Annotated in this window: 24 protein-coding genes; 11 read left to right on the top strand and 13 right to left on the bottom strand. The window is 74.0% G+C overall.

Going from position 1 to position 26,408, the window contains the following annotated elements:
- Complete coding sequence (locus tag ACFHW0_RS20070; protein WP_416609734.1) at positions 1 to 795, bottom strand: alpha/beta fold hydrolase; 795 nt, start codon at positions 793 to 795, stop codon at positions 1 to 3.
- Between the two features lie 478 nt (positions 796 to 1,273).
- Here ACFHW0_RS20070 and ACFHW0_RS20075 point away from each other — a divergent pair, with 478 nt between their 5' ends.
- The 4 genes from ACFHW0_RS20075 (at position 1,274) to ACFHW0_RS20090 (ending at position 3,531) form a co-directional block, all read left to right on the top strand.
- On the top strand, positions 1,274 to 1,603 hold the full coding sequence (locus ACFHW0_RS20075; RefSeq protein ID WP_416609736.1) for a nucleoside triphosphate pyrophosphohydrolase family protein: 330 nt from the start codon (positions 1,274 to 1,276) through the stop codon (positions 1,601 to 1,603).
- A 110-nt stretch (positions 1,604 to 1,713) separates the two neighbouring features.
- On the top strand, positions 1,714 to 2,664 hold the full coding sequence (locus ACFHW0_RS20080; RefSeq protein WP_416609738.1) for a hypothetical protein: 951 nt from the start codon (positions 1,714 to 1,716) through the stop codon (positions 2,662 to 2,664).
- A 49-nt stretch (positions 2,665 to 2,713) separates the two neighbouring features.
- Positions 2,714 to 2,863, top strand: coding sequence for a M55 family metallopeptidase (locus tag ACFHW0_RS20085; RefSeq protein WP_416609740.1), 150 nt, complete (start codon positions 2,714 to 2,716; stop codon positions 2,861 to 2,863).
- Between the two features lie 161 nt (positions 2,864 to 3,024).
- Positions 3,025 to 3,531, top strand: a complete 507-nt coding sequence (locus ACFHW0_RS20090) for an NUDIX domain-containing protein (RefSeq protein ID WP_416609742.1) — start codon at positions 3,025 to 3,027, stop codon at positions 3,529 to 3,531.
- A 47-nt stretch (positions 3,532 to 3,578) separates the two neighbouring features.
- Here the strand turns inward: ACFHW0_RS20090 and ACFHW0_RS20095 are convergent, their stop codons facing one another.
- From ACFHW0_RS20095 to ACFHW0_RS20105, 3 genes are all read right to left on the bottom strand, one after another.
- Positions 3,579 to 3,944 carry a nuclear transport factor 2 family protein gene (locus ACFHW0_RS20095; RefSeq protein WP_416609744.1) on the bottom strand — a complete coding sequence of 122 codons (366 nt, stop codon included), beginning with the start codon at positions 3,942 to 3,944 and terminating at the stop codon, positions 3,579 to 3,581.
- A 106-nt stretch (positions 3,945 to 4,050) separates the two neighbouring features.
- On the bottom strand, positions 4,051 to 4,491 hold the full coding sequence (locus ACFHW0_RS20100; protein ID WP_416609745.1) for a DUF6194 family protein: 441 nt from the start codon (positions 4,489 to 4,491) through the stop codon (positions 4,051 to 4,053).
- A 154-nt stretch (positions 4,492 to 4,645) separates the two neighbouring features.
- Complete coding sequence (locus tag ACFHW0_RS20105; RefSeq protein WP_416609747.1) at positions 4,646 to 5,479, bottom strand: nitroreductase/quinone reductase family protein; 834 nt, start codon at positions 5,477 to 5,479, stop codon at positions 4,646 to 4,648.
- 328 nt (positions 5,480 to 5,807) lie between these two features.
- Here ACFHW0_RS20105 and ACFHW0_RS20110 point away from each other — a divergent pair, with 328 nt between their 5' ends.
- Positions 5,808 to 6,383: a maleylpyruvate isomerase N-terminal domain-containing protein gene (locus tag ACFHW0_RS20110; RefSeq protein WP_416609749.1), complete on the top strand. Its 576-nt coding sequence runs from the start codon at positions 5,808 to 5,810 to the stop codon at positions 6,381 to 6,383.
- Positions 6,384 to 6,389: 6 nt separating this feature from the next.
- Here the strand turns inward: ACFHW0_RS20110 and ACFHW0_RS20115 are convergent, their stop codons facing one another.
- Both ACFHW0_RS20115 and ACFHW0_RS20120 read right to left on the bottom strand, forming a co-directional pair.
- Positions 6,390 to 6,866, bottom strand: coding sequence for a DUF1992 domain-containing protein (locus ACFHW0_RS20115; RefSeq protein WP_416609751.1), 477 nt, complete (start codon positions 6,864 to 6,866; stop codon positions 6,390 to 6,392).
- A gap of 61 nt (positions 6,867 to 6,927) precedes the next feature.
- Positions 6,928 to 7,476 (bottom strand): GNAT family N-acetyltransferase, encoded by a 549-nt coding sequence (locus ACFHW0_RS20120; protein ID WP_416609752.1) that lies wholly within the window; start codon positions 7,474 to 7,476, stop codon positions 6,928 to 6,930.
- A gap of 130 nt (positions 7,477 to 7,606) precedes the next feature.
- Between ACFHW0_RS20120 and ACFHW0_RS20125 the strand changes: the two genes are divergently transcribed.
- Complete coding sequence (locus ACFHW0_RS20125; RefSeq protein WP_416609754.1) at positions 7,607 to 8,257, top strand: LysE family translocator; 651 nt, start codon at positions 7,607 to 7,609, stop codon at positions 8,255 to 8,257.
- Between the two features lie 71 nt (positions 8,258 to 8,328).
- Here the strand turns inward: ACFHW0_RS20125 and ACFHW0_RS20130 are convergent, their stop codons facing one another.
- Complete coding sequence (locus ACFHW0_RS20130) at positions 8,329 to 10,383, bottom strand: beta-galactosidase (RefSeq protein WP_416609756.1); 2,055 nt, start codon at positions 10,381 to 10,383, stop codon at positions 8,329 to 8,331.
- 160 nt (positions 10,384 to 10,543) lie between these two features.
- On the opposite strand from ACFHW0_RS20130, the gene ACFHW0_RS20135 reads away from it, so the two are divergent.
- On the top strand, positions 10,544 to 12,883 hold the full coding sequence (locus ACFHW0_RS20135; RefSeq protein WP_416609758.1) for a TIM-barrel domain-containing protein: 2,340 nt from the start codon (positions 10,544 to 10,546) through the stop codon (positions 12,881 to 12,883).
- A gap of 49 nt (positions 12,884 to 12,932) precedes the next feature.
- Here ACFHW0_RS20135 and ACFHW0_RS20140 read toward each other — a convergent pair whose 3' ends face one another.
- Genes ACFHW0_RS20140 through ACFHW0_RS20150 form a run of 3 tightly spaced genes read right to left on the bottom strand, consistent with a single transcriptional unit; the run spans position 12,933 to position 16,605 of the window.
- A complete protein-coding gene (locus ACFHW0_RS20140; protein ID WP_416609760.1) occupies positions 12,933 to 13,907 on the bottom strand; it encodes a carbohydrate ABC transporter permease in 975 nt (324 codons plus the stop codon).
- Positions 13,904 to 14,941 carry an ABC transporter permease gene (locus tag ACFHW0_RS20145; RefSeq protein WP_416609762.1) on the bottom strand — a complete coding sequence of 346 codons (1,038 nt, stop codon included), beginning with the start codon at positions 14,939 to 14,941 and terminating at the stop codon, positions 13,904 to 13,906. The genes ACFHW0_RS20140 and ACFHW0_RS20145 overlap by 4 nt, the downstream gene beginning before the upstream one ends.
- A complete protein-coding gene (locus ACFHW0_RS20150; RefSeq protein WP_416609764.1) occupies positions 14,938 to 16,605 on the bottom strand; it encodes an extracellular solute-binding protein in 1,668 nt (555 codons plus the stop codon). The genes ACFHW0_RS20145 and ACFHW0_RS20150 overlap by 4 nt, the downstream gene beginning before the upstream one ends.
- Before the next feature lie 192 nt (positions 16,606 to 16,797).
- Here ACFHW0_RS20150 and ACFHW0_RS20155 point away from each other — a divergent pair, with 192 nt between their 5' ends.
- From ACFHW0_RS20155 to ACFHW0_RS20170, 4 genes are all read left to right on the top strand, one after another.
- The gene (locus ACFHW0_RS20155; protein ID WP_416609766.1) at positions 16,798 to 18,018 is read left to right on the top strand and encodes an ROK family transcriptional regulator; all 1,221 of its coding nucleotides are present in this window, start codon (positions 16,798 to 16,800) and stop codon (positions 18,016 to 18,018) included.
- Positions 18,019 to 18,278: 260 nt separating this feature from the next.
- Complete coding sequence (locus ACFHW0_RS20160; protein ID WP_416609768.1) at positions 18,279 to 20,732, top strand: glycoside hydrolase family 3 C-terminal domain-containing protein; 2,454 nt, start codon at positions 18,279 to 18,281, stop codon at positions 20,730 to 20,732.
- A complete protein-coding gene (locus ACFHW0_RS20165; protein WP_416609770.1) occupies positions 20,729 to 21,787 on the top strand; it encodes a LacI family DNA-binding transcriptional regulator in 1,059 nt (352 codons plus the stop codon). The genes ACFHW0_RS20160 and ACFHW0_RS20165 overlap by 4 nt, the downstream gene beginning before the upstream one ends.
- Positions 21,784 to 24,009, top strand: a complete 2,226-nt coding sequence (locus ACFHW0_RS20170) for a glycosyl hydrolase family 95 catalytic domain-containing protein (RefSeq protein WP_416609772.1) — start codon at positions 21,784 to 21,786, stop codon at positions 24,007 to 24,009. The genes ACFHW0_RS20165 and ACFHW0_RS20170 overlap by 4 nt, the downstream gene beginning before the upstream one ends.
- A gap of 56 nt (positions 24,010 to 24,065) precedes the next feature.
- Here ACFHW0_RS20170 and ACFHW0_RS20175 read toward each other — a convergent pair whose 3' ends face one another.
- Genes ACFHW0_RS20175 through ACFHW0_RS20185 form a run of 3 tightly spaced genes read right to left on the bottom strand, consistent with a single transcriptional unit; the run spans position 24,066 to position 26,375 of the window.
- Positions 24,066 to 24,218, bottom strand: a complete 153-nt coding sequence (locus ACFHW0_RS20175) for a hypothetical protein (protein WP_416609774.1) — start codon at positions 24,216 to 24,218, stop codon at positions 24,066 to 24,068.
- Positions 24,219 to 24,228: 10 nt separating this feature from the next.
- Entirely contained in the window at positions 24,229 to 25,053 is an 825-nt protein-coding gene (locus ACFHW0_RS20180; RefSeq protein ID WP_416609776.1) for an SDR family NAD(P)-dependent oxidoreductase, read from the bottom strand.
- On the bottom strand, positions 25,050 to 26,375 hold the full coding sequence (locus tag ACFHW0_RS20185) for a flavin-containing monooxygenase (protein ID WP_416609777.1): 1,326 nt from the start codon (positions 26,373 to 26,375) through the stop codon (positions 25,050 to 25,052). The genes ACFHW0_RS20180 and ACFHW0_RS20185 overlap by 4 nt, the downstream gene beginning before the upstream one ends.
- Between the last annotated feature and the right edge of the window lie 33 nt (positions 26,376 to 26,408).

The raw sequence follows: 26,408 nt of genomic DNA on the forward strand, positions 1-26,408 counted from the left end.
TCAGCACTCCCTTCTCAGAACGGGTCGCAGCCCTCGCCACTGCCTCTTCACTGCGGCGCGGAACGCCGCAGTGAAGAGGTCTGGTGCTTCCAGCCAGGGATAGTGACCCGCGTTCGGGACGATGACGACCTCACAGTCGAGGCGTGTTCCGAGGCGCCGCAGGGCACCGGCAGGGCGACTGTCGCCGGCCCCGCCGATGATCATCGCACCTGCCGGTAGGTTCTCGCGGAGTTCGTCCACGCGTGATTCGAGGGGGTCGGTCTTCTTCTCGGCGTTGAGCTGGCGGTTCATCGCGTAGTTGATGGGCCGCAGCGTACGGGCTGACGCCAGCGCCCATTCCCATGCTCTGGCGTGGTCAGCGTGGTCGGTGAACCACGACAGCGTGAGGTACTCGATTTCTTCGGCGTCGGTGCGGGATTCGATCGCATCGAGTTCATCGTGTCTGGCCTGCTGCTCGTCGGTGCGTCGGGCCCGCTGTGCTGTTCGGTCGGCTTTCCGCCAAGGATTTAGGAAGGGCCCGGCGAGCTGAATCAGTCCGGCCACGCGCTCGGGATGGGCCAGCAGGAAATAGCTGGCCAGATTGGTCCCGAACGAATGCCCCACCAGAACAACCCGGTCGTGTCCCCGCGCGTCGAGCAACAGCGCCAGGTCGTGAACGTGGCGGGCGATCGTGTGCTCTCCCTCCCACCAGGATCGGCCGGTGCCGCGCTGGTCGTAGCGATGGACCAGGCACAGGTCGTCGATGATGTCGGCGACCGGGCCCAGATAGTCGGGGACCCCAGGACCGCCGTGCACCAGAACCAGAGGAAACGTCTGCGGGATCGCCGCGCCTGTGGTCCAGGTGCGTAGCCGTGCCCGTCGTCCAACTCGATCATGGCCACGGTCATGGACGTGAGCGTAATGGGGTGAGGTCCGGTACCGGGTCCACCTCGCGTCCCGGGTGCGGATCGCGCCTCACCCCACACCGCATGCCGATGAACCACACCGGCTGCACCACGCCGCCGGGAGCCGGGACGGGCGAAGCCACCTGATCCAAGCTCTCGCAAACCGCTGAGCAGCCGCACATAACAGTCAGCCGCACATAACAGTCATTATGATGTGCGGTCGATTTGCGGCTTTCGTGCGGGCTCTTTATCGGTTTATAGTTACCGGTAATCCAGTAATCGACGAGGAGGCGCCCGTCTCGTCTCAGGGGAGCTGAGGCTGTGCCTTGCCGTGGTCGTCGGGGGAGCCGGCTGGGCGAGTGGCAGGGGCTGGTTCATACTGGTCCGCGATGGACCTGAACGAGTACCAGCGCGGGGCCCTTCGCACGGCCGCCTCGCGTGACAAGAAGAACGAACTGCTCCACCTCGTACTCGGACTGGTCGGCGAGTCTGGTGAGATCGCCGAGAAGTTCAAAAAGTGGGTCCGGGACCTCGACAGCGACGAGTCACGCATCGACCGGGCCGACATCGCCAAGGAACTCGGTGACGTCCTCTGGTACGTGGCGGTACTCGCCGACTACCTCGATCTCACGCTGGACGACATCGCGACCGCCAACCTGGCCAAGCTGGCCAGCCGCCAGGGCCGTGGCGTGCTGGGTGGCAGCGGCGACAACCGCTGAGCCGGGGATTGCCCGCGTAGGCAGTGGGTCGGCTGGAGGACCTGAACCCGACCAGCGGCGGCCGATGGTCACCACGCCTGGTCGACGGACCGCCTGGCTACCATGCTGCCATGATCGAGGAACTGGTCCGGGCGGCCGGAGCCGGCGACGACGCCGCACTCGAGGAACTGATCGAGATCGCCGCCGCCGAGCCGGCACGCCTCGTCGGACACCTGAGTCAACTGCTCGACGCGGGCGTACTCTGGCCGCCGACCTTGTATCGCGGCGCGACCGGAGCCGTGGTCCGCCGGATCATCGACGACGTCGATGCCGGCTGGGCGCCGCACCGGCTCAACCATCTGTTGCTCATCCTCGCGCACGCCTCCGACCCGCGCGCTGAGCAGGCCCTGCGGAGATGGCAGGAGCAGCCGCCGGCCGGTGCGGACAAACTGCACGTCGGGGCGCTGGCCTACGCCCACCAGGCCGGTTGGACGGTCGCTCCCGACGGCAGCCGCCGGGAGCTGTGCGCACCTACGGCGTACCGGTTGATTCCGAACGAGGTGCCAAGGCCCGCCGACGGCCCTGCCTGCCCGTGGTGCGCCTCCCCGCTGTGGACCATCGCCGACCTGGACACCGACACCCCGGAGGTGGGTGAGGTCCTGGCCCACACCGGCTGGGCCGGCCGGCTGAGGATCGTGACCTGCCACATCTGCGCCTGCTACACGACGCTGTGCTGCGAGGTCACGCCCGACGGCGACGCCGTCTGGTGGGCGGGCAACTGCCGCCCGGACTACGCGCCGGTCACCACCGAGCCGGAGGACCCGCCGGCCGTGCTTCCGGCCGTCGGCCCCCGCCGGACATCACCGTTCGAAGCCAGCGCGTGGGACGAAGGCGGCTCCACCCTGGGCGGCCATCCCGACTGGATCCAGGACGCCGAGCACGTCGACTGCCCCGCCTGCCGGCAGCCGATGGACTACCTCGGCCTGGTCGGCGGAGCCGACGTGGACTTCGGTGAGGGCGCCTACTACCTGCACCTGCACGCGCCCTGCGGCGTCGCGGCGGTGAGCTACCAGCAGAGCTGACCGCTGCGGCTCGCATGAACGGCCCGATCGGCGTCGGTACGGTGAGGTGATGACGACGGAACCCGGAGTGCTGATCTCGGCCGACATGGAGGGAATCACGGGGATCGTCCACCCGACCGGGACGAATCCGGGTGGCTACGACTACGAGCGCTCGGGGGTGCAGCTGCTCGTGCAGCTCGGCCAGGTCAAGCCCGGCTGACCGCTCTCCAGGGCCATCGCGCCCGGCCGCGCCGTTGGCATGAATGCCCAGTTCGACACCGACGGCTACCGGCCGCTACGGCTGGCCGAGGTGCCAGCGGGCGGTTGATAGTCTGCGGCGGTGCCGGTCATCATCCGCCTCGCCGCCACGTCCGACATGCCATGACGCCGAACCTGCGCCACTCCGTCCGCGCGATCATCCTTGATGAGGACGACCGCATCCTGCTCTGCCGGTTCGTCCTTCCTCACCCGGTTGTGCCAGAGCAGGCAAAGGCCGTCTGGGCGGCCCCGGGCGGCGGCATCGAACCCGGTGAGGACCGGCTGACGGCTTTGCGCCGTGAACTGCGTGAGGAGACCGGTCTGGCGATCACCGCCGATCCACCGCACGTCTGGCACCAGGAGGTCGTGGCCGCCGACCATGCCCCGGGCTTCGACGGCATCATCAACGACTACTTCCTCATCCGCGCGAACCACTTCCAGCCCCGTGGCGAGCTGACAGACGACCAACTCGCTGCGGAGGAGAACCTCGCCGCGTTCCGGTGGTGGCGGCTCTCGGAGATCGCTGGCCACACGGGACCTGAGCTGTTCTCGCCCCGCGACCTCACCACACCCTTGACAGCGCTTCTCACAGCGGGGACGCCGGACCAGCCGGTCCAACTCGGCCTCTAGCAAGTTCCGCGTGGTGCGGCGCGAGACCGCGCCCGCCTCGTCGCGCGTCAGCGGTGGTCGTTCTCCTTCAACTCGATGACCCAGGCGCGCCGCTCGGCGATCCTGCCGTCTCGCGGGACGAACACCTCGGCCATCGACATGCGCATCTCCTCGCCGGTGTCGCGTCGTACCGAGCCGACGAGTTCGGCCATGACGGTGTCGCCCTGCTCCACCATGCGTACGACCTCCAGGTGGGGCGGCGGCACGAAGCCCGGCCCCTCGATCGCGGCGTCGTACGCCTGCTTGCCCTTGAGATGGAAGGCGCCGAACACCGTCCACTCGACGTCGTCGGTGAGGCAGGACAGGATCTGCGCGTGGTCGTTCTTCCGGAAGCCGTCCAGGTAGGTCTCGACGGTCTGGGTGTTGCGCGACATCAGGCGGTGTCCCCTCGTCTCGGCGGGCCTGCCCCACAGCAGACCTGCCGACGCTAACCCCGGGGTGTGACGGCCGGCCCGTGGGACGCGCCGGCCGTCACGCAGCTCAGGACGAGGCCCGCCGGGACCGGTGGTTGGCGTGCTTGCGGGCCGCGAAGTCGTACGCCTCGGCCAGTAGTCGCCGCACCGTTTCCACGCTCGCCTCGCCGGGATTCACGACACACACCCAGTGCTGCGGGGCGTAGACCGGATGCGGCAGCACGGTGTCCGGCACCGTGTGGTCGACGCCCGGCCCGTGCCGCTGCGCAAAAAGCGCCCCGTACGCCGAGCGGGTCAACCCGATGTTCAGCCGCCACGCACCCGGCCTGTCCAGGGCGGAGGCGTCGTCGTAGTGGTCGCCGGTCACGATCGTCGCGAACGGCAGCTGTCGCTCGGCGGGCAGGTCCCGACCCGGGTCGTAGATGTAGAAGGTGTCCCCGTTCGCCTCCACGGCGTTCACCCCGTCGAAGGTCTCGCGGACGTACCGCTTCATGTCCTCAACGTCCATGCCTCAAGTTTCTTACTGAAGCGCTTCTTGAGGCTTACGCCCGATTTCCGTCGGTCCTGCGCTGTCAACCCTCAAATCGGGGTAGCACCACCCGCGCCGGGCTCCGCCCGCGACCGGGGCCGGCTCGTGCCGGATCCGGTCGCGGGCGCCGCCGTCAGCCGGTGCCGTCGAGGACGGGGATGAGCTGCTCCTCCTCGTACGTCAGGTGGGCCTCCAGTTCGGTGGTGAGACGCTCGACCTCCCGGCGGGCCTGGACCGGCTCGGCGTCGGGGTCACCGACGACCTGCTGGAGGCGTGCGACGAGCGCCGCGATGCGACGGTGTTCCTCGCGCAGCCGTGCCAGCGTCGGGGCGAGATCCGGACGTTGCCCCTCCAACCCGGTGAGCATGCCGTCGTCCTCGTTGCGGTGATGGTGGTGCAGGCCGTGGCAGAAGGTCAGGCAGTTGACCCGCAACTGCGCGCCCAGGCCCGGGCCGGAACGGGCGACCTCGTCGCGGATCAACGCCAGTTCCCGACGGAACGCGTCGTGGATCAACTTGAGCGCCGCGCCCCAGGACGCCGCCTCCGGTGGCCCGCCCGCCACCTGGTGCAAAGCCACCACGGGGATCACCCGCGTCGTCTTCGCCTGGTACGCGGCCCAACCGGGGTCGGCCTCCACGGCCCGGGCGAAGATCTCGTCGCGTTCGGCGCCGGTCAGCACGACCGCGCGGGCCTGGTAGGTGAAGACCCCGTCCTCGACGGTGGCGAGCGGGTCGGCGAGCAGGTTGTGGTACCAGTCCGGGTGCTTCGGGCCGCCCCCGGCCGAGGCGATGACGAGGATGCGTTCCTCGCCGTCGGGCAGGTAGCCGACCGGGGTGGTGTGCGGGGCGCCGGAGCGGGCCCCGGTGGTGGTGAGCAGGATCAGCCTGGCCCCCTCGAAGGGGCCGCCGACCCGGCCGGAGTTGGCGCGGAACTCGTCGATGATCTGCTGGTTGAAGTCGTTGGGCAATGCTCTGCTCTCTGCTGGGCAGGAGGGTGCGGCCACGGTGGATCGCCCGCCCGGCGACCGGTGGCGGCGAGGATGCGGATACGCCGGCGGACGACCGGCGTGGACGGTGAGGCAAGCGTGATGCGGTGGACGTGGCGTCGACACCGGCAGGTGCGGGGCGTCGGCGGGCCGCGGGCCCGCCCCCGGCTCACCTGCCGGCCGGGTGCCCTGTCCGCTCGTGGCCCATGGCCGACCCGGCAGTCACGGATCCGACCCTAGTGCCGGGGGGTCACGACGGGCAAGCGTCATCCGGTTGCCGCAGCCGTGGTGCGGATGGCACGGTCGGGAGATGCCCGAGCTGACCGGCGTCGACGTGGACCGCGCGGTGACCGAGATGACCGCCGTCCTCGGCCCGCACACCGGGCGGGACTGGGGCGTGCCGGCCGGCGGGCTCAAGTGGAGCTGCTGGACCACCGCCGCGCACGTCGCGCACGACCTGCTGGCGTACGCCGGCCAGGTCAGCGGGCGTCCCGACGACGGCTACCTGCCGTTCGACCTGGTCGTCTCCCCCGCCGCCGGCCCGGCCGAGGTGCTGCGGGTCGTCGTCGCCTGCGGTGGCCTGCTGCGGGCGGCCGTCGACGCCGCCGGGCCGGACACGCGGGCGTGGCACTACGGTCCCTGCGACCCGGCGGGCTTCGCGGCGATGGGGGTGGCGGAGACGCTGCTGCACACCGACGACATCGCCCGTGGGCTCGGGGTGCCCTGGCAGCCGCCGGGGCGGCTCAGCGCCGCCGTGGTGCGGCGGCTGTTTCCGGACGCGCCCGCCGGGCCCGCGCCGCGGGTGCTGCGGTGGCTGACCGGCCGTGGCGAGTTGCCCGGCCACGCCCGGCGCACGTCCTGGTCGTGGCGGGCGGCGGTGGACTGACGGCGGCTACGCCGCCCGGCGCCGCCAGGGCGGTCGCCAGCCCCGCCGGCGCGGTGCGGCCGCCGGTGCCGAGGGCGGAGCCGGGGTCGGGGCGGCGGCGGCCTCCCGCTCGGTCCGCCAGCGGCGGACCGCCTCGTCGGCGTTGACCGGGCGCACCGCGACCCGGGGGCCGGTGGGCGTACGCAGCCAGGAGAGGATCTGGGCGTTGAGGTCGGCGACGAACGCCCGCACGGACTCCTCGGTCGGCAGGTCCCGCACCTCGTCGGGCACCTGTTCGATGCGGCGGCGCAGTTGCAGTGGCGTCGGCAGCAGCAGATCGGTGGGAAGCTTCTCGCGCTCCAGGAAACTCTTGATCCACCACGACTCGTCGTACGGCTGGCCGCGACCGGGGATGGGCTTGCCCATGCCGGGCAGGTTGTCGAACTCCCCCTGGTCCTGCGCCGCGCGGATGCGCGCCTCGACCGTCGCTTCCCAGCTGTCCACCTGCCGACACCTCCCCCGGCCCACGGTAACGCGACCACCGCGTCGGGGCCGACGGAAGGAGTCAGCGCCCCGACCGGGCCGGGCATTCCCGGGCGTGCCGGTGGCCGTCGCGGGGGAACGGCGGTCGGGCCGGCAGCACCTCCTGGAAGAGGTAGCCGGCCTTCTCCGCGACGCGGCAGGACGCGGGGTTGTCGATCTGGTGCAGCAGGTCCAACCGCCGCAGGCCGGCGAGCCGGGCGAACGCCCAGTCGGTGACCGCGGTCAGGGCGTGCGGGGCGATGCCCCTGCCCCGCGCGGGCGCGGCGGTCCAGTAGCCGACCTCGGCGTCCCCACCGCCCTCGGTGACGTTCTTGAGGATCACCTGGGCCACCAGGGTCTCGCCGGCCGGGTGCGGCTCGAGCACGGCGAAGCTGAACCGGTTGCCGTCGTCCCAGTCCCGGCGTGCCGCGGCCAGGAACCGGCGCGCCTCGGCGGCCGTGGTCACCGGCGCCCGGGTCCAGCGCCGCAGCACCGGGTCGCGGTACGCGGCGATCAGGGCGTCGGCGTCGTCGTCGCGCCACGGGCGCAGCAGGAGTTCCGGCAGGGTCGGGGTGGCCGGGGCGTGCAGCATCGGCACAGTGTGCCCGTCGCCGCGTCGGCGGTGGGGGCGGGCGGTCGGCGCGCGGTACGCCGGAACGGGCCGGCGGCGCGGTGGCGTACGGCGTAGGGTCGGCGCGAGTCGGGTGCAACGGGGGGACGGCATGGTCGGTACGGGTGCGCTGGTGGGCATCGCGCTGGTGGCGCTGGGGATGGTGTTGACCCCCGGTCCGAACATGGTCTATCTGGTGTCCCGGTCGGTGACGCAGGGCCGGCGTGCGGGGCTGGTGTCGCTGCTCGGCGTCGCCGCCGGATTCGCTGTCTACCTGGCCGCCGCGGTCGCCGGCATCGCGACGGTGTTCGTGCTGGTGCCCGCCCTGTACACGGCGGTCAAGCTGGCCGGCGCGGCGTACCTGCTGTGGCTGGCGTGGCAGGCGCTGCGACCGGGCGGGCAGTCGCCGTTCGCCCCGGCGCCGCTGCCGCCCGACCCGGCCCGGCGGCTGTTCACCATGGGCCTGGTCACCAACCTGCTGAACCCCAAGATCGCGATTCTCTACGTGTCGCTGCTGCCGCAGTTCATCGATCCGGCCCGTGGGCACGTGGCCGCGCAGAGCCTGCTGCTGGGGCTGGCCCAGATCGCGGTGGCGCTGACGGTGAACGCGCTGATCGTGCTCAGCGCCGGCGCGCTCGCCGGGTTCTTCGCGCGCCGGCCGCTCTGGCTGCGGGTGCAGCGCCTGGTGATGGGCGCGGTGCTGGCGGGGCTGGCGGTGCGCATCGCCGCCGACCGGTCCCGCGCCGCCGTCGCCATGCCCTGACCGCGAGCCCGCCGGCGTCTGCGCGCCGGACCGGCGGCGGGCGGTGTCGGGAGTTCGCCGAGGGCGGCGGGTCAGCCGCCGGCGCGGTCCGGGGCGCCACGGCGGCCGGCGGCGTCGGTCTCCCGGAGCACGGCGGCGCCCCCGGCGGGCAGGTGCACCTCCGTGGCGGCCGTCGCGCCGGTGAGCAGGTCGACCCCGGCCGCCGGGACGCGCTGCGGCCGGTCGGTGTGGTTGAACAGGAACAGCCAGCTCGCCCCGGCGGCGCGTCGCCGGACCGCCTCGACCCCGGCCGGCGCCGCCGGGCAGACGGGTGTCGCGCCGGCCGCCCGCGCCGCGTCCGTCACCAGCCGGCGGTAGGTGGCGTCGTCGGGCCGGGTGGACAGGTACCAGGCCGTGCCGGCGCCGTTGCGGTGGCGGGTGACCGCCGGCAGCCCGGCGAGCGTGCCGTCGGCGTACGAGACCACCGGCTCCGCGCCGGCGAGGCGTACCGTCTCGGCCCAGAGGCGACCGGTCCCGCCGTCGGACAGGGGCACCGTCTCGCCGTCGGCGAGCGGGTGGAACTCCTCGACGCGTACGCCCAGCACGTCGCGGAACGCCCCGGGGTGACCGCCGAGCCGGACCCGGGCGTGCTCGTCGGCGACTCCGCTGAGCCAGGTCACCAGCAGGTGACCACCGCCGTGGACGTACCCGCCCAACCAGTCGGCGGTGGCGTCGGAGGCCAGGTAGAGGGCGGGCAGCACCAGCAGCCGGTACCCGTCGATCCGGTCGCCGGGCAGCACCATGTCGGTGCCGAACCCGGCGTGCCACAGCGCCCGGTGCGCCGCGGCCACCTCGTCGCCGTGGCGCAGGTGCGGCGACGGCATCCCCGGGTGGCCCAGGGCCCAGCCGCTGGCGGCGTCCCAGGCGATGGCGACGGCGGCGTCGACCGTGCCGTCGTCGACCTCCGAGATCCGCTCCAGCGTCGCGCCGAGGTCGACGGCCTCCCGGAACACCCGGGTGTCGGGGCCGGCGTGCGGCACCAGCGCGGAGTGGAAGCGTTCCGCCCCGCCCGCCGGGGCCCGCCACTGGAAGAACATGGCACCCCGCGAGCCTCGGGCGACGTGGGAGAGGCTGTGCCGGGTCATCCGGCCGGGTTCCTTGGCGTGCATCCGCCCGCCGCTGTGGATCTGGTTGGGGGCGCTCTCCATCAGCAGCCACGACGCCGGCCGGTCGACGTCGCCGGCGCGGCGAGCCGCGCCGTGACGGGCCCAGCCCCGGGCCAGGTCGGCGGCGAGGGCGGTCTGTTCCTCGGCGCCGACGTCGACCGCGTCCGGGTAGTGGTCGATCGCCACCACGTCCACCTCGGCGGCCCAGCGGGCGTGGTCGACGGGCACCCAGTCGGCGAGGACGTGGTTGGTGGTGACCGGGACCGCCGGGTTGGCCGTCCGCAGCAGGTCGCGCTGCTCGACGTACGCGGCGAGCAGGGTGTCCGACCAGAAGCGGCGGAAGTCCAGCAGGTGCCCCGGGTTGGCCAGGTGCTGCGTGGCGCGGGGCGTGTCGATCTGCCTCCAGTCGGTGTAGTGCTGGCTCCAGAAGCTGGTGGCCCAGGCGACGTTGAGCGCGTCGAGGTCGCCGTGCCGGTCGACCAGCCAACCCCGGAACGCCCGCGCGGTGTGCGCGCAGTGGCAGGTGGTGCCGTACTCGTTGTGCACGTGCCACAGCGCGAGGGCCGGGTGGTGGGCGTAGCGGTCGGCGAGGGCGGCGGCGATGCGCCGGGCGGCGGCCCGGTAGGCGGGCGCGGCGGCGCAGTACGTGTCCCGGCTGCCGTGGTGCAGGCGGACGCCGTCGGCGGTCACCGGCAGCGCGTCGGGGTGCGCCAGCGAGAACCAGGGCGGGGGCGACGCCGTCGGGGTGGCCAGGGCGACGCCGATGCCGCCCTGGTGCAGCAGGTCCAGCACCCGGTCCAGCCAGTCGAAGGTGTACCGGCCGGGCTCCGGTTCGAGTCGCGACCAGGCGAACACGCCGACAGTGACCAGGTTGACCCGGGCGCGACGCATGAGGGCGACGTCCTCGCGCCACACCTCGGCCGGCCACTGTTCGGGGTTGTAGTCGCCGCCGTAGCGGAGCCGCGCGCCGTCGCCCCACATCGTTCACCGCCAGTTTGTTGGGGAGGCGTCCAAAGTATTGATCAGGTTTCGGCCTGTCAACGCCCACTTTCGGCCGGCCCAATGAAGGTTATCGTTGACAGTTAGTTGGGAAGCCAAAGAAACTGACGGGACCGTCGGAACCATCCCGGAGGAGACGCCGATGCCCTACCGACCGCCGTTGGTCCCGTACGAGACCTTCGTGGCCGACCCACCCGACCTGCCGGTGCGCGGCCCCGGCGAGGACGGTGCCGCCGTCGTCGGTCGGGCCGAGGTCGTCGCGACCGACCCGCACGGGGTGACGTTCAAGGCCGCCCTCTCCGACGGCGCGAGCATGGTGGTACGCGTCGACGCCGCCGGTGAGGGGGTGATCCGGGTGCGCCTGTCCGACGACCCGCAGGCCCGCAGCCGCTCCGCCCGGGCGCTGCCGCTGGTGCACCCCGGCGCCCACCCGGCCACCGTCACCGTCGACGACGCCCACGTCCGGGTCGACGCCGGCGCGGTGGTCGCCGAGATCCGGCTGGACCCGTGGCACCTGCGCTTCCTCGGCGCGGACGGGCGGCTGCTGCTCGACCAGGACCCGGGCACCCGCGACATCAGCGGCCGGCGGCGCACCCTGCCGTTCGGCCGCTCCACCGTCGACGGCGCGCCCGTCGCCTGGCACGAGAGCTTCGTCGCGCCCGGCGACGAACGCTTCGTCGGCTTCGGCGAGAAGTTCACCCCGCTGGACAAGCGGGGGCAGCGGCCGCTGATGTGGAACTTCGACGCCTTCGGCGGCGAGTCGGACCGCTCCCACAAGAACGTGCCGTTCTACCTGTCGGACCGCGGCTACGGCGTGCTGGTCGACAGCGGGCTGCCGGTGCAGTTCGACGTCTGCCAGTCCACCCACAGCAGCGTGCAGCTCCTGGTCCCCGACGACCTGCTCGACTACTACGTGCTGGCCGGCCCGACACCGGCCGAGGTGCTCGACCGCTTCGACCGGCTCACCGGCCGGCCGTACCTGCCGCCGAAGTGGGCGTTCGGCGCCTGGGTCTCCTCCGGCTTCTTCCCCGACTCGCAGGAGCGGGTGCTCGAGCGGGGGCGCCTGCTGCGCGAGCGCGGCATCCCCTGCGACGTGCTGCACCTGGACTGCTACTGGCAGGTCGCCGGGCGCTGGTCGGACCTGCGGTGGGACGACGAGGCCTTCCCCGACCCCGCCGCGATGCTGCGTACCCTCGCCGGGCAGGGGTTCCGGGTCTGCCTCTGGATGAACCCGTACCTGATGACCGGCAGCCCGCTCTACGCCCAGGCGGCCGAGGCCGGCTACTTCCTGCGCCACGCCGACGGCAGCCCGTACGTCGCCGACGTCTGGCACGGCAGCCACCCCGCCAGCGCCATCGTGGACTTCACCAACCCGGCGGCCGTCGGGTGGTTCACCGGGCTGCTGCGGCCCCTGCTGGAACAGGGGGTGGCGGTGTTCAAGACCGACTTCGCCGAGGGCGTGCCCGTCGACGCCGTCGCGCACAACGGGATGACCGGCGTCGAGCTGCACAACGTGTACGCGCTGCTGTTCAACGACGTGGTCGCCCAGGTGACCGAGGAGGTGACCGGGCACCGCACCGTGTGGGCCCGCTCGTCGTACCTGGGCGGGCAGCGGCACAGCGCCCAGTGGAGCGGTGACGTCAACGCCACCTGGCCGGGGCTGGCCAGCACCCTGCGCGGCGGGCTGTCGCACGGGCTGTCCGGCGTGCCGTTCTGGAGCCACGACACCGGCGGCTTCCACGGCACACCGACGCCGGAGCTCTACGTCCGCTGGACCCAGTTCGGCGCGCTGTCGCCGCTGGTGCGCCTGCACGGCACCACCAGCCGGCTGCCGTGGGACTTCCCCGACGAGACCGAACGCGACGCGGTGGCCGCCCTGCGGCTGCGCTACCGGCTGATGCCGTACCTGTGGTCGGCCGCGGTGGAGTCGGCCGCCGGCGGGGCGCCGATGATGCGCGCGCTGCTGGTGGACACCCCCGACGACCCGACGGCCTGGACCACGGACCTGCAGTACCGCCTCGGCACCGACCTGATGGTCGCCCCCGTCACGGACCCGTCCGGGCGGCGCGACGTCTACCTGCCAGTGGGCGACGACTGGGTCGACGCCGCCACCGGCGAGCGGCACCCCGGCGGGCGGCACCTGCGGGTCCACGTGCCGCCGCACCGGCTGCCGCTCTACGTCCGGCACGGCGCGCTCGTGCCGGTGGTCGCGCCGGGCGACACGGTGGGCGACGGGCCGTTCCGTGACGTGACCCTGGTGAGCTGGGGCGGGGTCGACGCCCGCCGGGTGCTGCACGACGTCGACGGCGACACGGTCGTGGCGGCCGTCCGCGACGGCGACACCCTGCGCGTGGACACCGACGGGCCGCTGCGGGTGACGCGCGTCAGCGTCGTCGGCGCGGACTGCCCCGCCCGGCTGCTGCTCAACGGCGAGCCGGTGACCCCGGCGCCCTTCGAGGGATGGCTGCCCGACCCGGCCTGACGCGCCGCGGCGCCCGGCCCGCGACGGGTCGGGCGCCGCACGGGTCCGCTCAGCCCTTCACCGCGCCGGTGATGACGCCCTTGGTGAAGTGCCGCTGCACGAACGGGTAGACGATCACCGCGGGGATCACGGTCACCACCACCACCGCCATCTTGACCGCCAGCGTCGGCGGGTACGCGGTGACGCCGGGCAGGCTGACCGCCGCCCCGGACACGTTCGGCGACTGCCCGGCGAGGATGTAGCTCTGCAACACCCGCTGGATCGGGAACTTGTCGTTGTCGTCGATGTAGAGCACCGCGTTGAAGTACGCGTTCCAGTAGCCGACGGCGTAGAAGAGGCCGACGACGGCGATCACCGCCTTGGACAGCGGCAGCACGATGCGCACCAGGATGTGGAACTCCCCGGCGCCGTCGATGCGGGCGCTGTCGAGCAGCTCACCGGGGACGTTCATGAAGAACGCCCGGATCACCACCAGGTTGAACACGCTGATCGCGCTGGGCAGGATCAGCGACCAGATGCTGTCCTTGAGCCCGAGGCCGGTGACCACGAGGTAGCTGGGCACCAGGCCGGGGAAGATCAGGAAGGTCAGCAGGAAGAAGAAGAGCAGTCCCCGGTGCCCCACCGACCCGGGCCGGGACAGCCCGTACGCGGCGAGGACGGTGAGCACCAGGCTCACGGTGGTGCCGAGCACCGTGACGAGGGTGCTGATCCACACCGCCTGGGTGATCTGCCCGCCGCTGAAGATGGTCACGTACGCCGACGGGTCGATCTCGCGGGGCACCATCACCATTCCGCCGGCGTCGTCGATCGTGTCCCGCGAGGCGAGGCTGGTCACCAGCACCGCCCACAGCGGTACGAGCACGGCCGCGACGAGCAGCGCGAGCACAACGCCCTTGGCCACGGTGCCCGGCACCGTGGGCGGCTCCTCCCAGGGGGGCCGCCGGGACCGCCGCCGCCGCGGCGACGGCGGGTCGGGGTTCGGGCGGGCCGGCACCGGTCCGGCGCCACTGAGCTGCGCGGTCATGATCTCGCGTACACCCCCTGCTCGCCGAGCCGGTGCGCCACCTTGTTGGCGGTGAGGATGAGCACCAGCCCGACCACGGCCTTGAACAGCCCGGCGGCGGCGCCGAGGCCCCACTGCTGCGTACTGATGGCCTGGTAGTAGACGAACGTGTCCAGCACCTCCGCGGCCTCCCGGCCGACCGCCTCGCGTTGCAGGATGAACTGCTCGAAGCCGACCGACAGCGCGTCGCCGAGGCGCATGATGAGCAGCAGCACGATCACCGGCCGCAGGCCCGGCAGGGTGATGTGCCACAGCCGCCGCCACCGCCCGGCCCCGTCGGCCGCCGCCGCCTCGTAGAGATTGGGGTCGATCGCGGCCAGCGCGGCCAGGAAGACGATGGCGCCCCAGCCGATGTCCTTCCACACCGCCTCGGCGGTGACCAGCACGATGAAGGTGTCCGGGTCGGTCATCACGTCGAACGGCTGCATGCCGGCCTCGCGCATCTCCTGGGCCAGCAGCCCGGCCCCGCCGAGCATCTGCACGAAGAAGGTGACCACCAGCACCCAGCTGAAGAAGTGCGGCAGGTAGACCACGCTCTGCACGAAGCCCCGGACCCGCCCGGAGACCAGGCTGTTGAGCAGGACGGCCAGCAGGATCGGCAGCGGGAAGAAGAAGACGAGCTGGAACGCGGTGATGCTCAGGGTGTTGCGGACCGCGTCCCAGAACAGCGGGTCACCGAAGAGCGCCTCGAAGTTGCCGAAGCCGATCCACTCGCTGTACCAGAACGCCTCGAGGGGGTCGTCGCCGACGAACGGGTTGTAGTCCTGGAAGGCGATGACGTTGCCCAGCGTCGGCAGGTAGTGGAAGACCAGCAGCAGCGCGGCGGCCGGCGCCGTCATGGCCAGCAGCGGCCAGTCCCGGCGCAGCCGGTCCCGCAGGGTGCGTCGGGGCCGCACGGGCGGCCGGCTGACGGCGGACGGATCCTGCCCGACGGCTGTGGCCGGGCCGGTGGCCGCCGGCGCGTCGACCGCGCCGGCGGTGCCCGGGCCGCTCATCGGCCGTTGTCGGCGAGCGCCTTCTCGTGGAACGCGCGCCCCTCCTCACCTCCGGAGGCGAGGAACTCCTTGCGGACCTGTTCCAGGTCGCCGACGGGGCGGCGGCCCCGGAGGATGTCGCGGATCTTGTCGTCGGTCGGCTGGATGATCTTCGACCAGTTGGCCGGCAGTTCCAGCTTGATGCCGGCGAACAGGTCCTTCTCCATCCGGGCGATGTTCTTCTGGTAGTAGCCCAGGTAGTCGCGCACGTAGTCGGGCGTGTCCCCGCTGCGCACCTTGACCGGGACCCGGCCGCCGATGTGCGTGTACTGCGCGCCCAGTTCCTTGCGGCCCAGCTCGGTGGGGATGGGGCTGCCGTCGGCCGAGCGGGTGAAGTGCTTGCCCTCCACGCCGTACTCGCGCAGCTCGAACTCCCGGCTGCCGAAGGGCGCGGCGCACCAGTTGAGCACCCGCAGCAGCTCGTCGACGCGCTCGGCGCCCAGGCCTTTCCTGACGAAGGTGTAGAACACCGGCTTCTCGCTGCCCCAGATGACCGGCTGCGCCCCGGCCGCGCCGAAGACGGGCAGCGGCTGCATGTCGAAGCTCGGCAGCTCCTTGACCCGCTCGCCCTGCATGCCCTGCCAGGCGCCGAGGCCGTCCTGGTACATGAGGATCTTGCCGGCCTTGAACAACTGCTTCTCGTCGGCGCCCTTGCTGGCCACGGTGTCGGGGTGCACCAGCCCGTCGGCGAACAGCTTGGCGGTGAACTCCAGGGCGGCCGCGAAGGCCGGGTTCTCGAACTTGTGCTCCAGGCCGCCGTCGGGCTTCTTGCGCCAGGTCTGCTGGCAGCCGAAGAACTGCTGCACCATCTCGAAGACGCTGCCGAAGGCCCACACCCCCTTGGCCGGGTCGGTCACCCGGCGGCCGAACTCGTGCAGCTCCTCCGGCGACGACGGGGCCGCCAGGCCGGCCGAGGCCAGCAGGTCGGCGCGGTAGAACAGGGCGTACGCGAACGGCCCGTCGGTCGGGAACGGCACGGCGTACAGCCGCCCGCCCCACACCGAGTACTCCCAGGCGCCGGTCGGCAGCGCGGCCAGGTAGGGGTACTTCGCGGCGGCGTCGCCCTTGAGGTGGTCGGTGAGGTCCTCGAACAGCGCCTTGACCGCGTCGGAGAACCGGGCGACCTTGTCGACCTCCCAGTTGGGGGCGCTGAGCAGCTCCGGCACGTCGCGGGCGCCGAGCATCGCGTTGAGCTTGTCGGCGTACGTGGTGCCGTCCTGCAGGCTCGGGTGCACCTCGACGCCCAGCCTGGCGTTGACCGCCGCGAGGTAGGAGTTGCGGCCCGCCGTCGGCGGGGCGGGGCCCCACCACGGGCTCATGGTGCGGATCGGCGGCCCGCCCCGGCCGGGCTGCTCGGTGACCGCGTCGACGAGGCTGCGCGGGTAGCTGAGGTAGCCGTCGGGGATCGGCCCCTCGCCGGGGATGTCCGGCGGGAGCAGCTCGGCCGCCTTGTGGGTGGGCAGCACCGAACGGATGGCGTCGGCCTTCGTGGCGCTGCCCTTGCTCCCGGCCTCCTTGCTGCAACCGGCCAGGGTGGTGCCGCCCATCGTCGCGGCGGCGCCGAGGCCGAGCAGGCGCAGCAGGGACCGGCGGTCGGTGGATGCGCCCGGCAGGGACGGCTTCACGGCGCACTCCCTTCGTCTTCGGTGGCGGTTTCGCGGACCGCGCGTGTCCGGCTAGAATTAGTTGGGGTTCTAGCCGAACAAACTAATCGACGGTGATCCGTCCCACAAGACAGCGGCCCCGGCGACGTACGCGATGATGGGGCGCGCGGCAGCACCGGGAACGCGCACCGTCGCCCAGGGAGCGGACAGATCGTGATCAGCAGCCACAACGAACCGCGGCCGAGCGACCTCGGCGACGTCCGGACGGCCAACCGGGCCGTCGTGCTGCGGCACGTCCGCCGGCACGCCCCCTGTTCCCGGGCCGACATCGCGGCGCACACCGGGCTGAACAAGGCCACGGTGTCCAGCCTGGTCGGCGAGCTGATCGAGCGGCGGCTGCTGCGCGAGACCGGGCTGACCGAGAACCGGGTCGGCCGCCCCGCGACCATGCTCGTCCTCGACGGCGCCCCGTACGCGGCCCTGGGCATGCAGATCGCCGCCGACGAACTGGTGGTGGTCGCCGTCGACCTGGCCGGCACCCGGCTGCTCACCTGGCGGCGTGCCTTCGCCGCGCCGTCGTCCTCCCCCGCCGAGACGGTCCGCGCGCTGGCGGCCCTGGCCCGGCGGGCGATCACCCGGCTGACCGGGCAGGACCGCCGCGTCCTGGGCCTGGCCGTGGGCGTGCCCGGCCTCGTCGACGCCGACGGCGCCGTCCCCCGGGCCACCGCGCTCAGCTGGCGGGACGTGGCCCTCGCCGCCGACCTACGCGCCGCACTGCGCGAGCCCGGCCTCACCGTCGACGTCGACACCGACGCCAACCTCGCCGTCCTGGCCGAGCACCGCCACGGCGCGTACGCCGGGGCCGCCCACCTGGTCCACCTCACCGGCGGCGCCTCCGTCGGCGCGGGAATCGTCGCCGGCGGGCGGCTACTACGCGGCGGACGGGGATTCGCGGGCGAGATCGGGCACCTGACGCTCGACCCGGCCGGTCCGGCCTGCGCGTGCGGGCGGCGCGGCTGCCTGGTCGCGTACGCCGGGTTGCCGGCGGTGGTCGGCCGCCTCCTGCCCGACACGCAGCAGGACGGGCCGGTCACGGACTTCCTGCCGGAGATGGAACGGATCCAGGCGCTGGCCCGCCAGGACGACCCCACCGTCCTGGCGGGACTGGCCGACATCGGCTGCCGGCTCGGGCACGCCGCGTCCGTCCTGGCCAACCTGCTCAACCCCGAGGCCGTGGTGGTCGGCGGGCACTTCGCGACCCTGGCACCGTGGCTGCTGCCGGCGGCCCGGACGGAGTTCGCCGCGCGGACCCACGCCCCGGGCGCCGGCGGCTGCCTGCTCGACGCCTCCACCCTGGACTCGGCGGCCACCGCGCTCGGTGGCGCCACCGCCGCGCTCGCCGCCGTCGAGTCGGGCCGGCTTCCCGTGGCGTGACCCCGGGCCGTTCGGGGTGCGCGAGGCGGAGGACCTCGCCCTACCGGCGGGCCTTGACCGGACCGGCCCGGTGGTGCCAACCTCGAACCGCCGCCCTGTGGCTCGGGCACCCGGGGCGGCATGTCTCGCGCAGTCGTCGAAGCGCTTCAACGCTTCCGGGCCGGCGACCGCCACCCCCCACCGCGACGCCGCTCGCCCCACCGTTCGTCGAAGCGCTTCGACACGGTCGCGACGCGGACCCACGGAAGGCGACACCGACCATGACCGAGCACCCCGCCCCCTGTCCGCAAGACCTCGTCGACGATTTGCTGGGCCGGCTCACCCTGCCGGAGAAGCTCGGCCTGCTGCACCAGTGGCAGGCGGCCGTGCCCCGGCTCGGCCTGCCCCCGTTCCGCACCGGCACCGAGGCGCTGCACGGGGTGGCGTGGCTCGGGAAGGCCACCGTCTTCCCGCAGGCGGTCGGGCTCGCCAGCAGCTGGAACCCCGAGCTGGTCCGGGCCGTCGGCGCCGCCGTCGGCGACGAGGTCCGCGCCAAGCACCACGCCGACCCCGAGCGGGTCGGCCTCAACGTCTGGGCGCCGGTGGTCAACCCGCTGCGCGACCCCCGCTGGGGACGCAACGAGGAGGGCTGGTCCGAGGACCCGTGGCTGACCGGCCGGCTCGCCACCGCGTACGCCCAGGGACTGCGCGGCGACCACCCGGACCGGCTGCGGACGGCGCCGACGGTCAAGCACTTCCTCGCCTACAACAACGAGACCGACCGGGCCACCACCTCCAGCGACCTGTCCCCCCGGGTGCTGCACGAGTACGAGCTGCCCGCCTTCCGCGCCCCGCTGGCCGCCGGCGCTGCCGTCGCCGTGATGGCCTCCTACAACCTCGTCGACGGGGTGCCGGCGCACCTGAGCCCGCTCATCGAGAACGAGCTGCGCCGGTGGGCGCCCGCGGAGCTGATGGTGGTCGGGGACGCCGGCGCGGTGACCAACATCGCCGGGGTGCAGGGCCACCTGCCCGACCACGTCAGCGGCTTCGCCGCCGCCCTGCGCGCCGGGATCGACAGCTTCACCGAGGACGACGCCGACAGCGCCCCGACCGTCGGGCGGCTGACCGAGGCGCTGGAGCGGGGGCTGATCAGCGTGTCCGACGTGGACCGCGCGGTCCGGCGGATCCTCACCGTCCGGGTCCGCCTCGGCGACCTGGCCCCCCCGGGCGACGACCCCTTCGCCGGCGTCGCGCCGGACGTCGTCGACCGCCCTGCGCACCGGGACCTGGCCCGCGAGGCCGCCCGCCAGTCGATCGTGCTGCTGCGCAACGACGGGCTGCTCCCGCTGACCGACGCGGGGCTGCGGGTGGCCGTGCTCGGCCCGCTGGCCGACGCCGTGCACACCGACTGGTACAGCGGCAGCCTGCCGTACGCGGTGACCGCGTACCAGGGATTGGCCGAGCGGCTGTCCACGGTCACCACCCACCCCGGCACCGACCGGATCACGCTGCGCGTCGGCGGCAAGTACGTCGGCTGCCCGGACAGCCCCGACGGCGGCCCGCTGACCGTCGGCGCCGACGCCACCGGGTTCGACGTCTTCGACTGGGGACGCGACGTGGTGGCGCTGCGCGCCGCGGGCAACGGCCGGCACGTCGGAGCCGACGAGGCCGGCACGCTCGCCAACGACCGCCCGGGACCGGGCGGCTGGGTGGTGCGGGAGACCTTCCGCTTCCACGACGGCCCCGACGGCACGGCGCTGCTGCACCACCTCGCCACCGACCGGTACGTCGCCGTCGACGCGGACGGGCGGCTGCGCGCCGACGCCCCGACCCCGGGCGACGCGACCCGGTTCACGGTGGAACTGCTGGTCGACGGGGCCGCCGGGGCCGCCGCCCTGGCCGCCGCCGCCGACGTGGCAGTGGTGGCGTTGGGCAACCACCCGATGGTCAACGGCCGGGAGACCGAGGACCGCGTCGACCTGGCCCTGCCCGCCGGTCAGGAGGCGCTGCTGCGGGCGGTGCACGCCGCCAACCCGCGCACCGTGCTGGTGCTGACCAGCAGCTACCCGTACGCCGTCGGCGACGCCGGGACGCACCTGCCGGCGGTGCTGTGGTCCGCGCACGGCGGCCAGGAGCACGGCACCGCGCTGGGCGACGTGCTGCTGGGCGACGCCGAGCCCGGCGGCCGGCTCACCCAGACCTGGTACGCCGACGCCGCCGAGCTGCCCGACCTGCTCGACTACGACGTGATCGGCTCCGACGCGACCTACCTGTACCACCGGGGCGATCCGCTGTACCCGTTCGGCCACGGGCTCAGCTACACCCGCTTCGACTACGCCGGCCTGCGGTTGAGCGTCGCCGAGGCCCGCGCGGGCGAGGAGGTCGAGGTGAGCGTCGAGGTCACCAACGCCGGCGAGCGCCCCGGCGAGGAGGTGGTGCAGCTCTACACGCGCCAGCGCCGCTCCCGCGTCAAGCAGCCGCTGCGCCAGCTGCGGGACTTCGCCCGGATCAGCCTCGCGCCGGGGCAGCGGCAGGTGGTCCGGCTGCGGCTGCGTACCGCCGAGCTGAGCTGGTGGGACGAGACCCGGGGCCGCCGCGTGGTGGAGGACGCCACCCACACCGTTCTCGTCGGACGCTCCGCGCGCGACGTGCGGCTGGTCGGCGCCCTCGCCGTACGCGGCGACGAGGCGACCGACGGCCGGGCGGCCCTGCCGGCGTCGGGGCGGGCGCGGTGAGCGGGGCGCGGGGGCGCACGTCGCCCGAGCAGCCCACGATCGCCGACGTCGCCCGGCACGCCGGGGTCGCGGTGAGCACCGTGTCGTACGTGCTCAGCGGCAAGCGCGCCATCTCCGAGGTCACCCGCAACCGGGTGCTCGCCAGCATCCGCCTGCTCGGCTACCACCCGCACGCCGGCGCGCGGGCCCTGGCCAGCCGGCGGGCCAACGTGATCGCGCTGGTCCTGCCGCTGCGCGCGGGGATGCAGGTGCCCGTGGTGATGCAGTTCGCCATGGCCGTGGTCACCACCGCCCGCCGCTTCGACCACGACGTGCTGCTGGTCACCTCCGACGAGGGGCCCGCCGGCCTGCGGCGCGTCGCCGCCACCGCCCTGGTCGACGGCGTCCTGGTCATGGACGTGGAGCTGGACGACCCGCGGGTGCCGCTGCTGCGGGAGCTGGCCCGGCCCAGCGTGCTCATCGGCCTGCCCGCCGACGCCACCGGCCTGACCTGCGTCGACCTGGACTTCCACCGGGCCGGGTGGGCCTGCGTCGCGCACCTGGCCGGGCTGGGGCACCGGCGCGTCGCCCTGCTCGGCGCGCCCGCCGCCGTCTACGACCGGGGCACCGGCTTCGCGCACCGCACCCGCGCCGGCGTGGTCGAGGCCGCCGTCGGCCACGGCGTCGACGCGGTGGCGCTGCCCTGCGAGGAGGGGGCGGTGGCCGTCCGCCGGACCCTCACCGACCTGTTGGAGCGCCACCGGGACGTGTCGGGGCTGATCGTGCAGAACGAGGCCGCCGTGGACCCCGTGCTGGCCACGCTGCCCGCCCTGGGCCGGCGGGTGCCACGGGACGTGTCGGTGGTGGCCGTCTGCCCCGACCGCTTCGCCGAGCAGGCCAGCCCGATGCTCACCGCCGTGCCCGTCCCCGCCGAGGAGATCGGCACGCAGGCCGTCTCGCTGCTGATGGCCAAGCTCGACGGCGAGGCGGTGCCGGAGGTCACCCTGCTGCCACCCCGGCTGACCGTACGCGGCAGCACCGCCGCCCCCGCTTCGACGGCGAGGGCCGGCCGGTGACGGCCGGACCGCCCCCGGCCGCGCACCGCATCGTCGACACCGCCCCCGCCGCCCGCTGGGAGGACGCCTTCCTCTCCGGCAACGGCGAGGCCGGGATCATGGTGTACGGCCGGCCGCACGCCGAACGCATCATCGTCAACCACCACCGCTTCGTCCTGCCCAACGGCACCCGCGACGCCCGACCGCCCGAGCTGGCCGCCCTGCTGCCGCGCATCCGTGAGCTGATCCTCGACGGCCGGCGCACGGAGGCCAGCCGGCTGCTCGCCGGCGACGGCGTGCTGCGCTGGACGCAGTCGTTCCACCCCGGCTTCGCCCTCACCGTCGATGCCGTGGCGCCCGGCCCGGTCGACGACTACCGGCGCCGCACCGAGTTCACCACCGGGGAGGTCGTCGTCGAATGGTCGGGCGGCCGCCGGCGCTCGTTCGTCTCCCGGGCCGACGCGCTGGTGGTCACCCACGTCGACGCGGGTCCCTGCGAGGTGGGCGTCACCGGGGACCTGCCCGGCCGGCCGGAGTCGGTGCGCTACGGCGCCGCCGCGTACCGCCGGGGGGATCTGGTCTTCCTACGGGTGCGGGGCCGCTACCCCGACGCGGGCGGCGCGTACGGCTTCGAGGGGCTCACCCTGCTGCGCGGCGACGTGGCGGTCGTCGGCGACGACCGGGTGGCGGTGCGCGGCCCGGCGCTGCTGACCACGGTGCTCGACCGCCCCGACACGCCGCCGTGGCGCACCGGCGACCTGGAGGACCGGCTGGCGGCGCACGCCGGTGACGACTACGAGACCCTGCTGGAACGGCACGCCGCCCTGCACGGGCGCGCCTACCGGCGGGTGAGCCTGGACCTGCGGGTGCCGGCGGCGCAGCGGCAACTGCCCGTGGGCGAGCTGATCGCGGCGCAGAACGCCGACCCGGACACGCTGCGCCCGGCCCTGCTGGAGCGGCTGTTCCACGCCGGGCGGTACCTGCTGCTCAGCGCCAGCGGCGTCCTGCCGCCCCGGCTGACCGGGCTGTGGCTCGGCTCGTGGGACGCCGCCTGGGCGGGCGACTTCACCACCGACGCCAACCTCAACCTGCAACTGGCCGGCGCGAACGTCGGCGCCCTGCCGGAGGTGACCGCCGCGCACGCGAACCTGGTGCGCGGCCAGGTCGACGACTGGCGGCGCAACGCGCGGGCGGTCTACGGGGCCCGGGGCCTGCTGGCGCCCAGCCGCACCGACGGCGAGCACGGCCACCTGTTCCACCTGCACGAGGACTGGCCCTTCGCCGCGTGGCTGCCCGGCGCGGACTGGCTGCTGCACCCGCTGCACGAGCACCACCTGGTCACCGGCGCGCCCCTCGGGGAGGTGGCCGGCTGGCTGGCGGAGGTGGCGGACTTCTTCGCCGACCTGCTCACCGTCACCGACGAGGCGGGCAGGGTGGTCGTGGTGCCCTCGTACTCGGCGGAGACCGGCCCGTACGACGAGCGGGGGCGGGCGGTGCACGTGGCGGTGAACGCCACGATGGACATCGCCGCGGCCCGGCACGCCCTGCGTACCGCCGCCGAGGTGACCGGCTCGGACCGGTGGGCGGGGCTGCTCGCGCGGCTGCCCGCGTACCGGGTGGACGGGCGCGGGGCGCTGGCCGAGTGGGCCTGGCCCGGCTACCACGGTGACGACGACCACCGCCACGTCAGCCACCTCTACCCGGTGTGGCCGCTGGACGAGATCGACCCGGACGACACCCCCGAGCTGGCCCGGGCCGCGCACCGGGCGTTGACGCTGCGCGGCGACGAGAACCTCTCCGCGCACGGCAGCCTGCACCGGGCGCTGGCCGCCGCCCGGCTGCACGACGGCGCGCTGACTGCCGGGAACCTGCTGAAGATCCTCGGCAACGACATGTTCTTCCGGTCCCTGATGAGCGCGCACAACCCGGGCCTGGTGACGTACAACGCCGACGCCGCGCACACCCTGCCGGCGGTGCTGACCGAGTCGCTGGTGCAGTCCCGCCCGGGGCAGCTGCGGCTGCTGCCGGCCGTGTTGCCGGGACTGGACGCCGGGGCGCTGCGCGGGGTGGCCTGCCGGGGGCGCGTCACCGTCGAGGAGCTGTCCTGGTCGCCGGGGCGGTTACGGGCCCGCCTGCTCTCCCCCGTCGCGCAGCGGATCAGCGTGCGCAGCCCGTACGGCGGGCGGGACGTGGACCTGGCCGCGGCGACGCCGGCCGAGGTGGCCTTCGCCGCCCCCGGATGAGCGGCGCTGGACGTCGAGGCCGGGGCCGCCTGCGCACGCCCTGCGCCGACGGGCGGTCAGAGCGCGTCGGGCCGGCCGAGCGCCGGATGCCGCCGGGCCAGCAGCACCCGCCCGGCGTCGTCGCGCACGACCGCGCTGACCCCGGGCAGCAGGAGCAGGTCGTGACCGACGTGGGCGCGCAGCCGGGCGACGTACGGGGACACGGCCACGCCGGCCAGGCTAGCCGGTGGCGTCGCGGTGCCGGCGCAGCATCCCGGCGGCCAGCGGCGCGGCGTCCAGGTCGCCGGCGGCGACCCGGGCGGCGACGGTACGGCGTACGAGCCGGTCGGCCAGCGTCGGGGCGTGCCGGGCGAGGGCCAGTTCGAGGCGTCCGCGCCGGGTGGTGGCCACGTCCCGGGGTGCCCGCCGGGCGGTGGCGGCGCGCAGGATCGCGGCGACGACCCCCTGCACCGGTTCCGGGCGGGACACTGCCCGCAGGGACAGGCCGGCGTCGGCGGTGCTGTCGTGGATCGGCGAGGCGACCATGCTCGGGTAGACGACGCTCACCCCGACGTGGGTGCCCACCTCGTGGCGCAGCGCGTCGGCGTAGGCGACCAGGGCCCGCTTGCTGACCCCGTACGCGGCGGCCAGCGGCAGCGGCAGCAGGGCCATCCGGCTGGCGACGAAGACCACCCGGCCGCGGGCGGCCTCCAGGGCGGGCAGCGCGGCGGCCGTGGTCCGCCAGGCGGCGAGCAGGTTCACCTCCAGCTGTTGGCGCACCACCGCGTCCGGTGGCAGCTCGGCCGGGGCGGGGCCGCCGACGCCGGCGTTGTTGACCAGCAGGTCCAGCCCGCCGAGCCGGTCCACGGCGGCGGCGACCGTGGGCGCCACGGCGGCCGGGTCGGTCAGGTCGCAGCCGAGCACCGGCACGCCGCCGACGGTGCCCGGCCGGCGGTCGATGCCGACGACCCGCGCCCCGGCGGCGGTGAACGCGGCGCACAGGTGCCGGCCGAAGGTGCCGCTGGCCCCGGTGACCAGCACCCGGCGGTGCTCCAGCGCACTCATGCCGTGGCTCCGGTGGCGCGGGCGCGGCGGGTGCCGGCGGCCAGTTCCCGCCTCAGCTCGGCCAGGTACGCGTCGAAGTCCACCCGCATGGCGGGCCGGCGCTGTCCCCAGCGGGCGGTGGCGGCGCGCAGCTCGGCCCGGCAGGCGGCGCGCTGTGCGTGCGGCTCGGGCAGCGCGTAGCGGCCGGACAGTTGCGCCGCGACCAGCTTGGCCTGCGCCTCGACCAGCGGGAACGCGGCGCCGGTGGACTGCATCAGCCCGACGAACGCCAGCCCGGGCGCGTCGAGGTGGAACACGTGCCGGTACAGCGGCATGGTGTCCGCCCCGTCGCCGAGCAGCGCGGGGTCGAGGAACGGAATCTCCACCCGGTAGCCGGTGCACCAGATCACCAGGTCGACCTCGTCGGCGCGGCCGTCGGCGAAGGTGACGCGTTCGCCGTCGAAGCCGGCGATGCCGCGGCGGGGTTCGATCTCGCCGTGGGTCAGCCGCGACAGCAGCCCGTCCGACAGCGTCGGGTGGTCCTGGAGGAAGCCGTGCGCGGGGGCGGGCAGGCCGTAGCGGGTGGGCGCGCCGACGGTCGCGGTGAGCAGCCGCTGGGTGATGCGCTGGCGCAGCCGCCACGGCAACCGCCGGGCCAGGGCGCCGTTGAGGGTGTCCGACGGGCGGCCCAGGAGGTGCTTCGGCACCACCCAGACGCCCCGGCGCAGCGACAGCAGGGTGCGCCGGGCCGCGTACGAGGCGTCCACGGCGATGTCCATGGCGGAGTTGCCGCCGCCGACGACCAGAACCCGCCGGCCGGCGAGCTGTTCGGGCCCCCGGTAGGCGTGGCTGTGCAGCTGCTCGGCGGTGCAGGTGCCCGGTGGGGTGGGGGTGGGCGGTTTCGGCACCCGGTTGTGGCCGTTGGCGACGACGGCGGCGTCGACGGTGACCTCGACGCCGCCGTCGGGTCCGTCGGCGTGCACCGTCCACCGGCCGTCGCCGGCGGGGACGACCCGGTCGACGGTGTGCCGCAACCGCACCGCGTCGTGCAGCCCGAACCGGTCGGCGTAGCCGGTGAGCCAGCCGGCGACGCGGCCGTGGTCGGGGTAGTCCGGCCAGTGCGCCGGCATCGGGTGGTCGGCGAACTCGGTGCGCGCCTTGCTGGTGTTCAGGTGCAGGGTCCGGTACGCGGGCGAGCCGGGCGCCCCGTACACCCAGAGACCACCGACCCGGTCGGCCGCCTCGAAGCAGACGGCGGGCACGCCGGCGTCGGCGAACGCCTTGAGGGTGGCCAGCCCGGCCGCGCCCGCGCCGATGACCGCCACGGACGGCTGCGTACCCATCGCCGGCTCCTTCCCATTATCCAACGTGCGTTG

Origin of the sequence: Micromonospora sp. LOL_025 (assembly GCF_048060285.1) — a bacterium.
In the GTDB taxonomy this organism is placed as follows: domain Bacteria; phylum Actinomycetota; class Actinomycetes; order Mycobacteriales; family Micromonosporaceae; genus Micromonospora.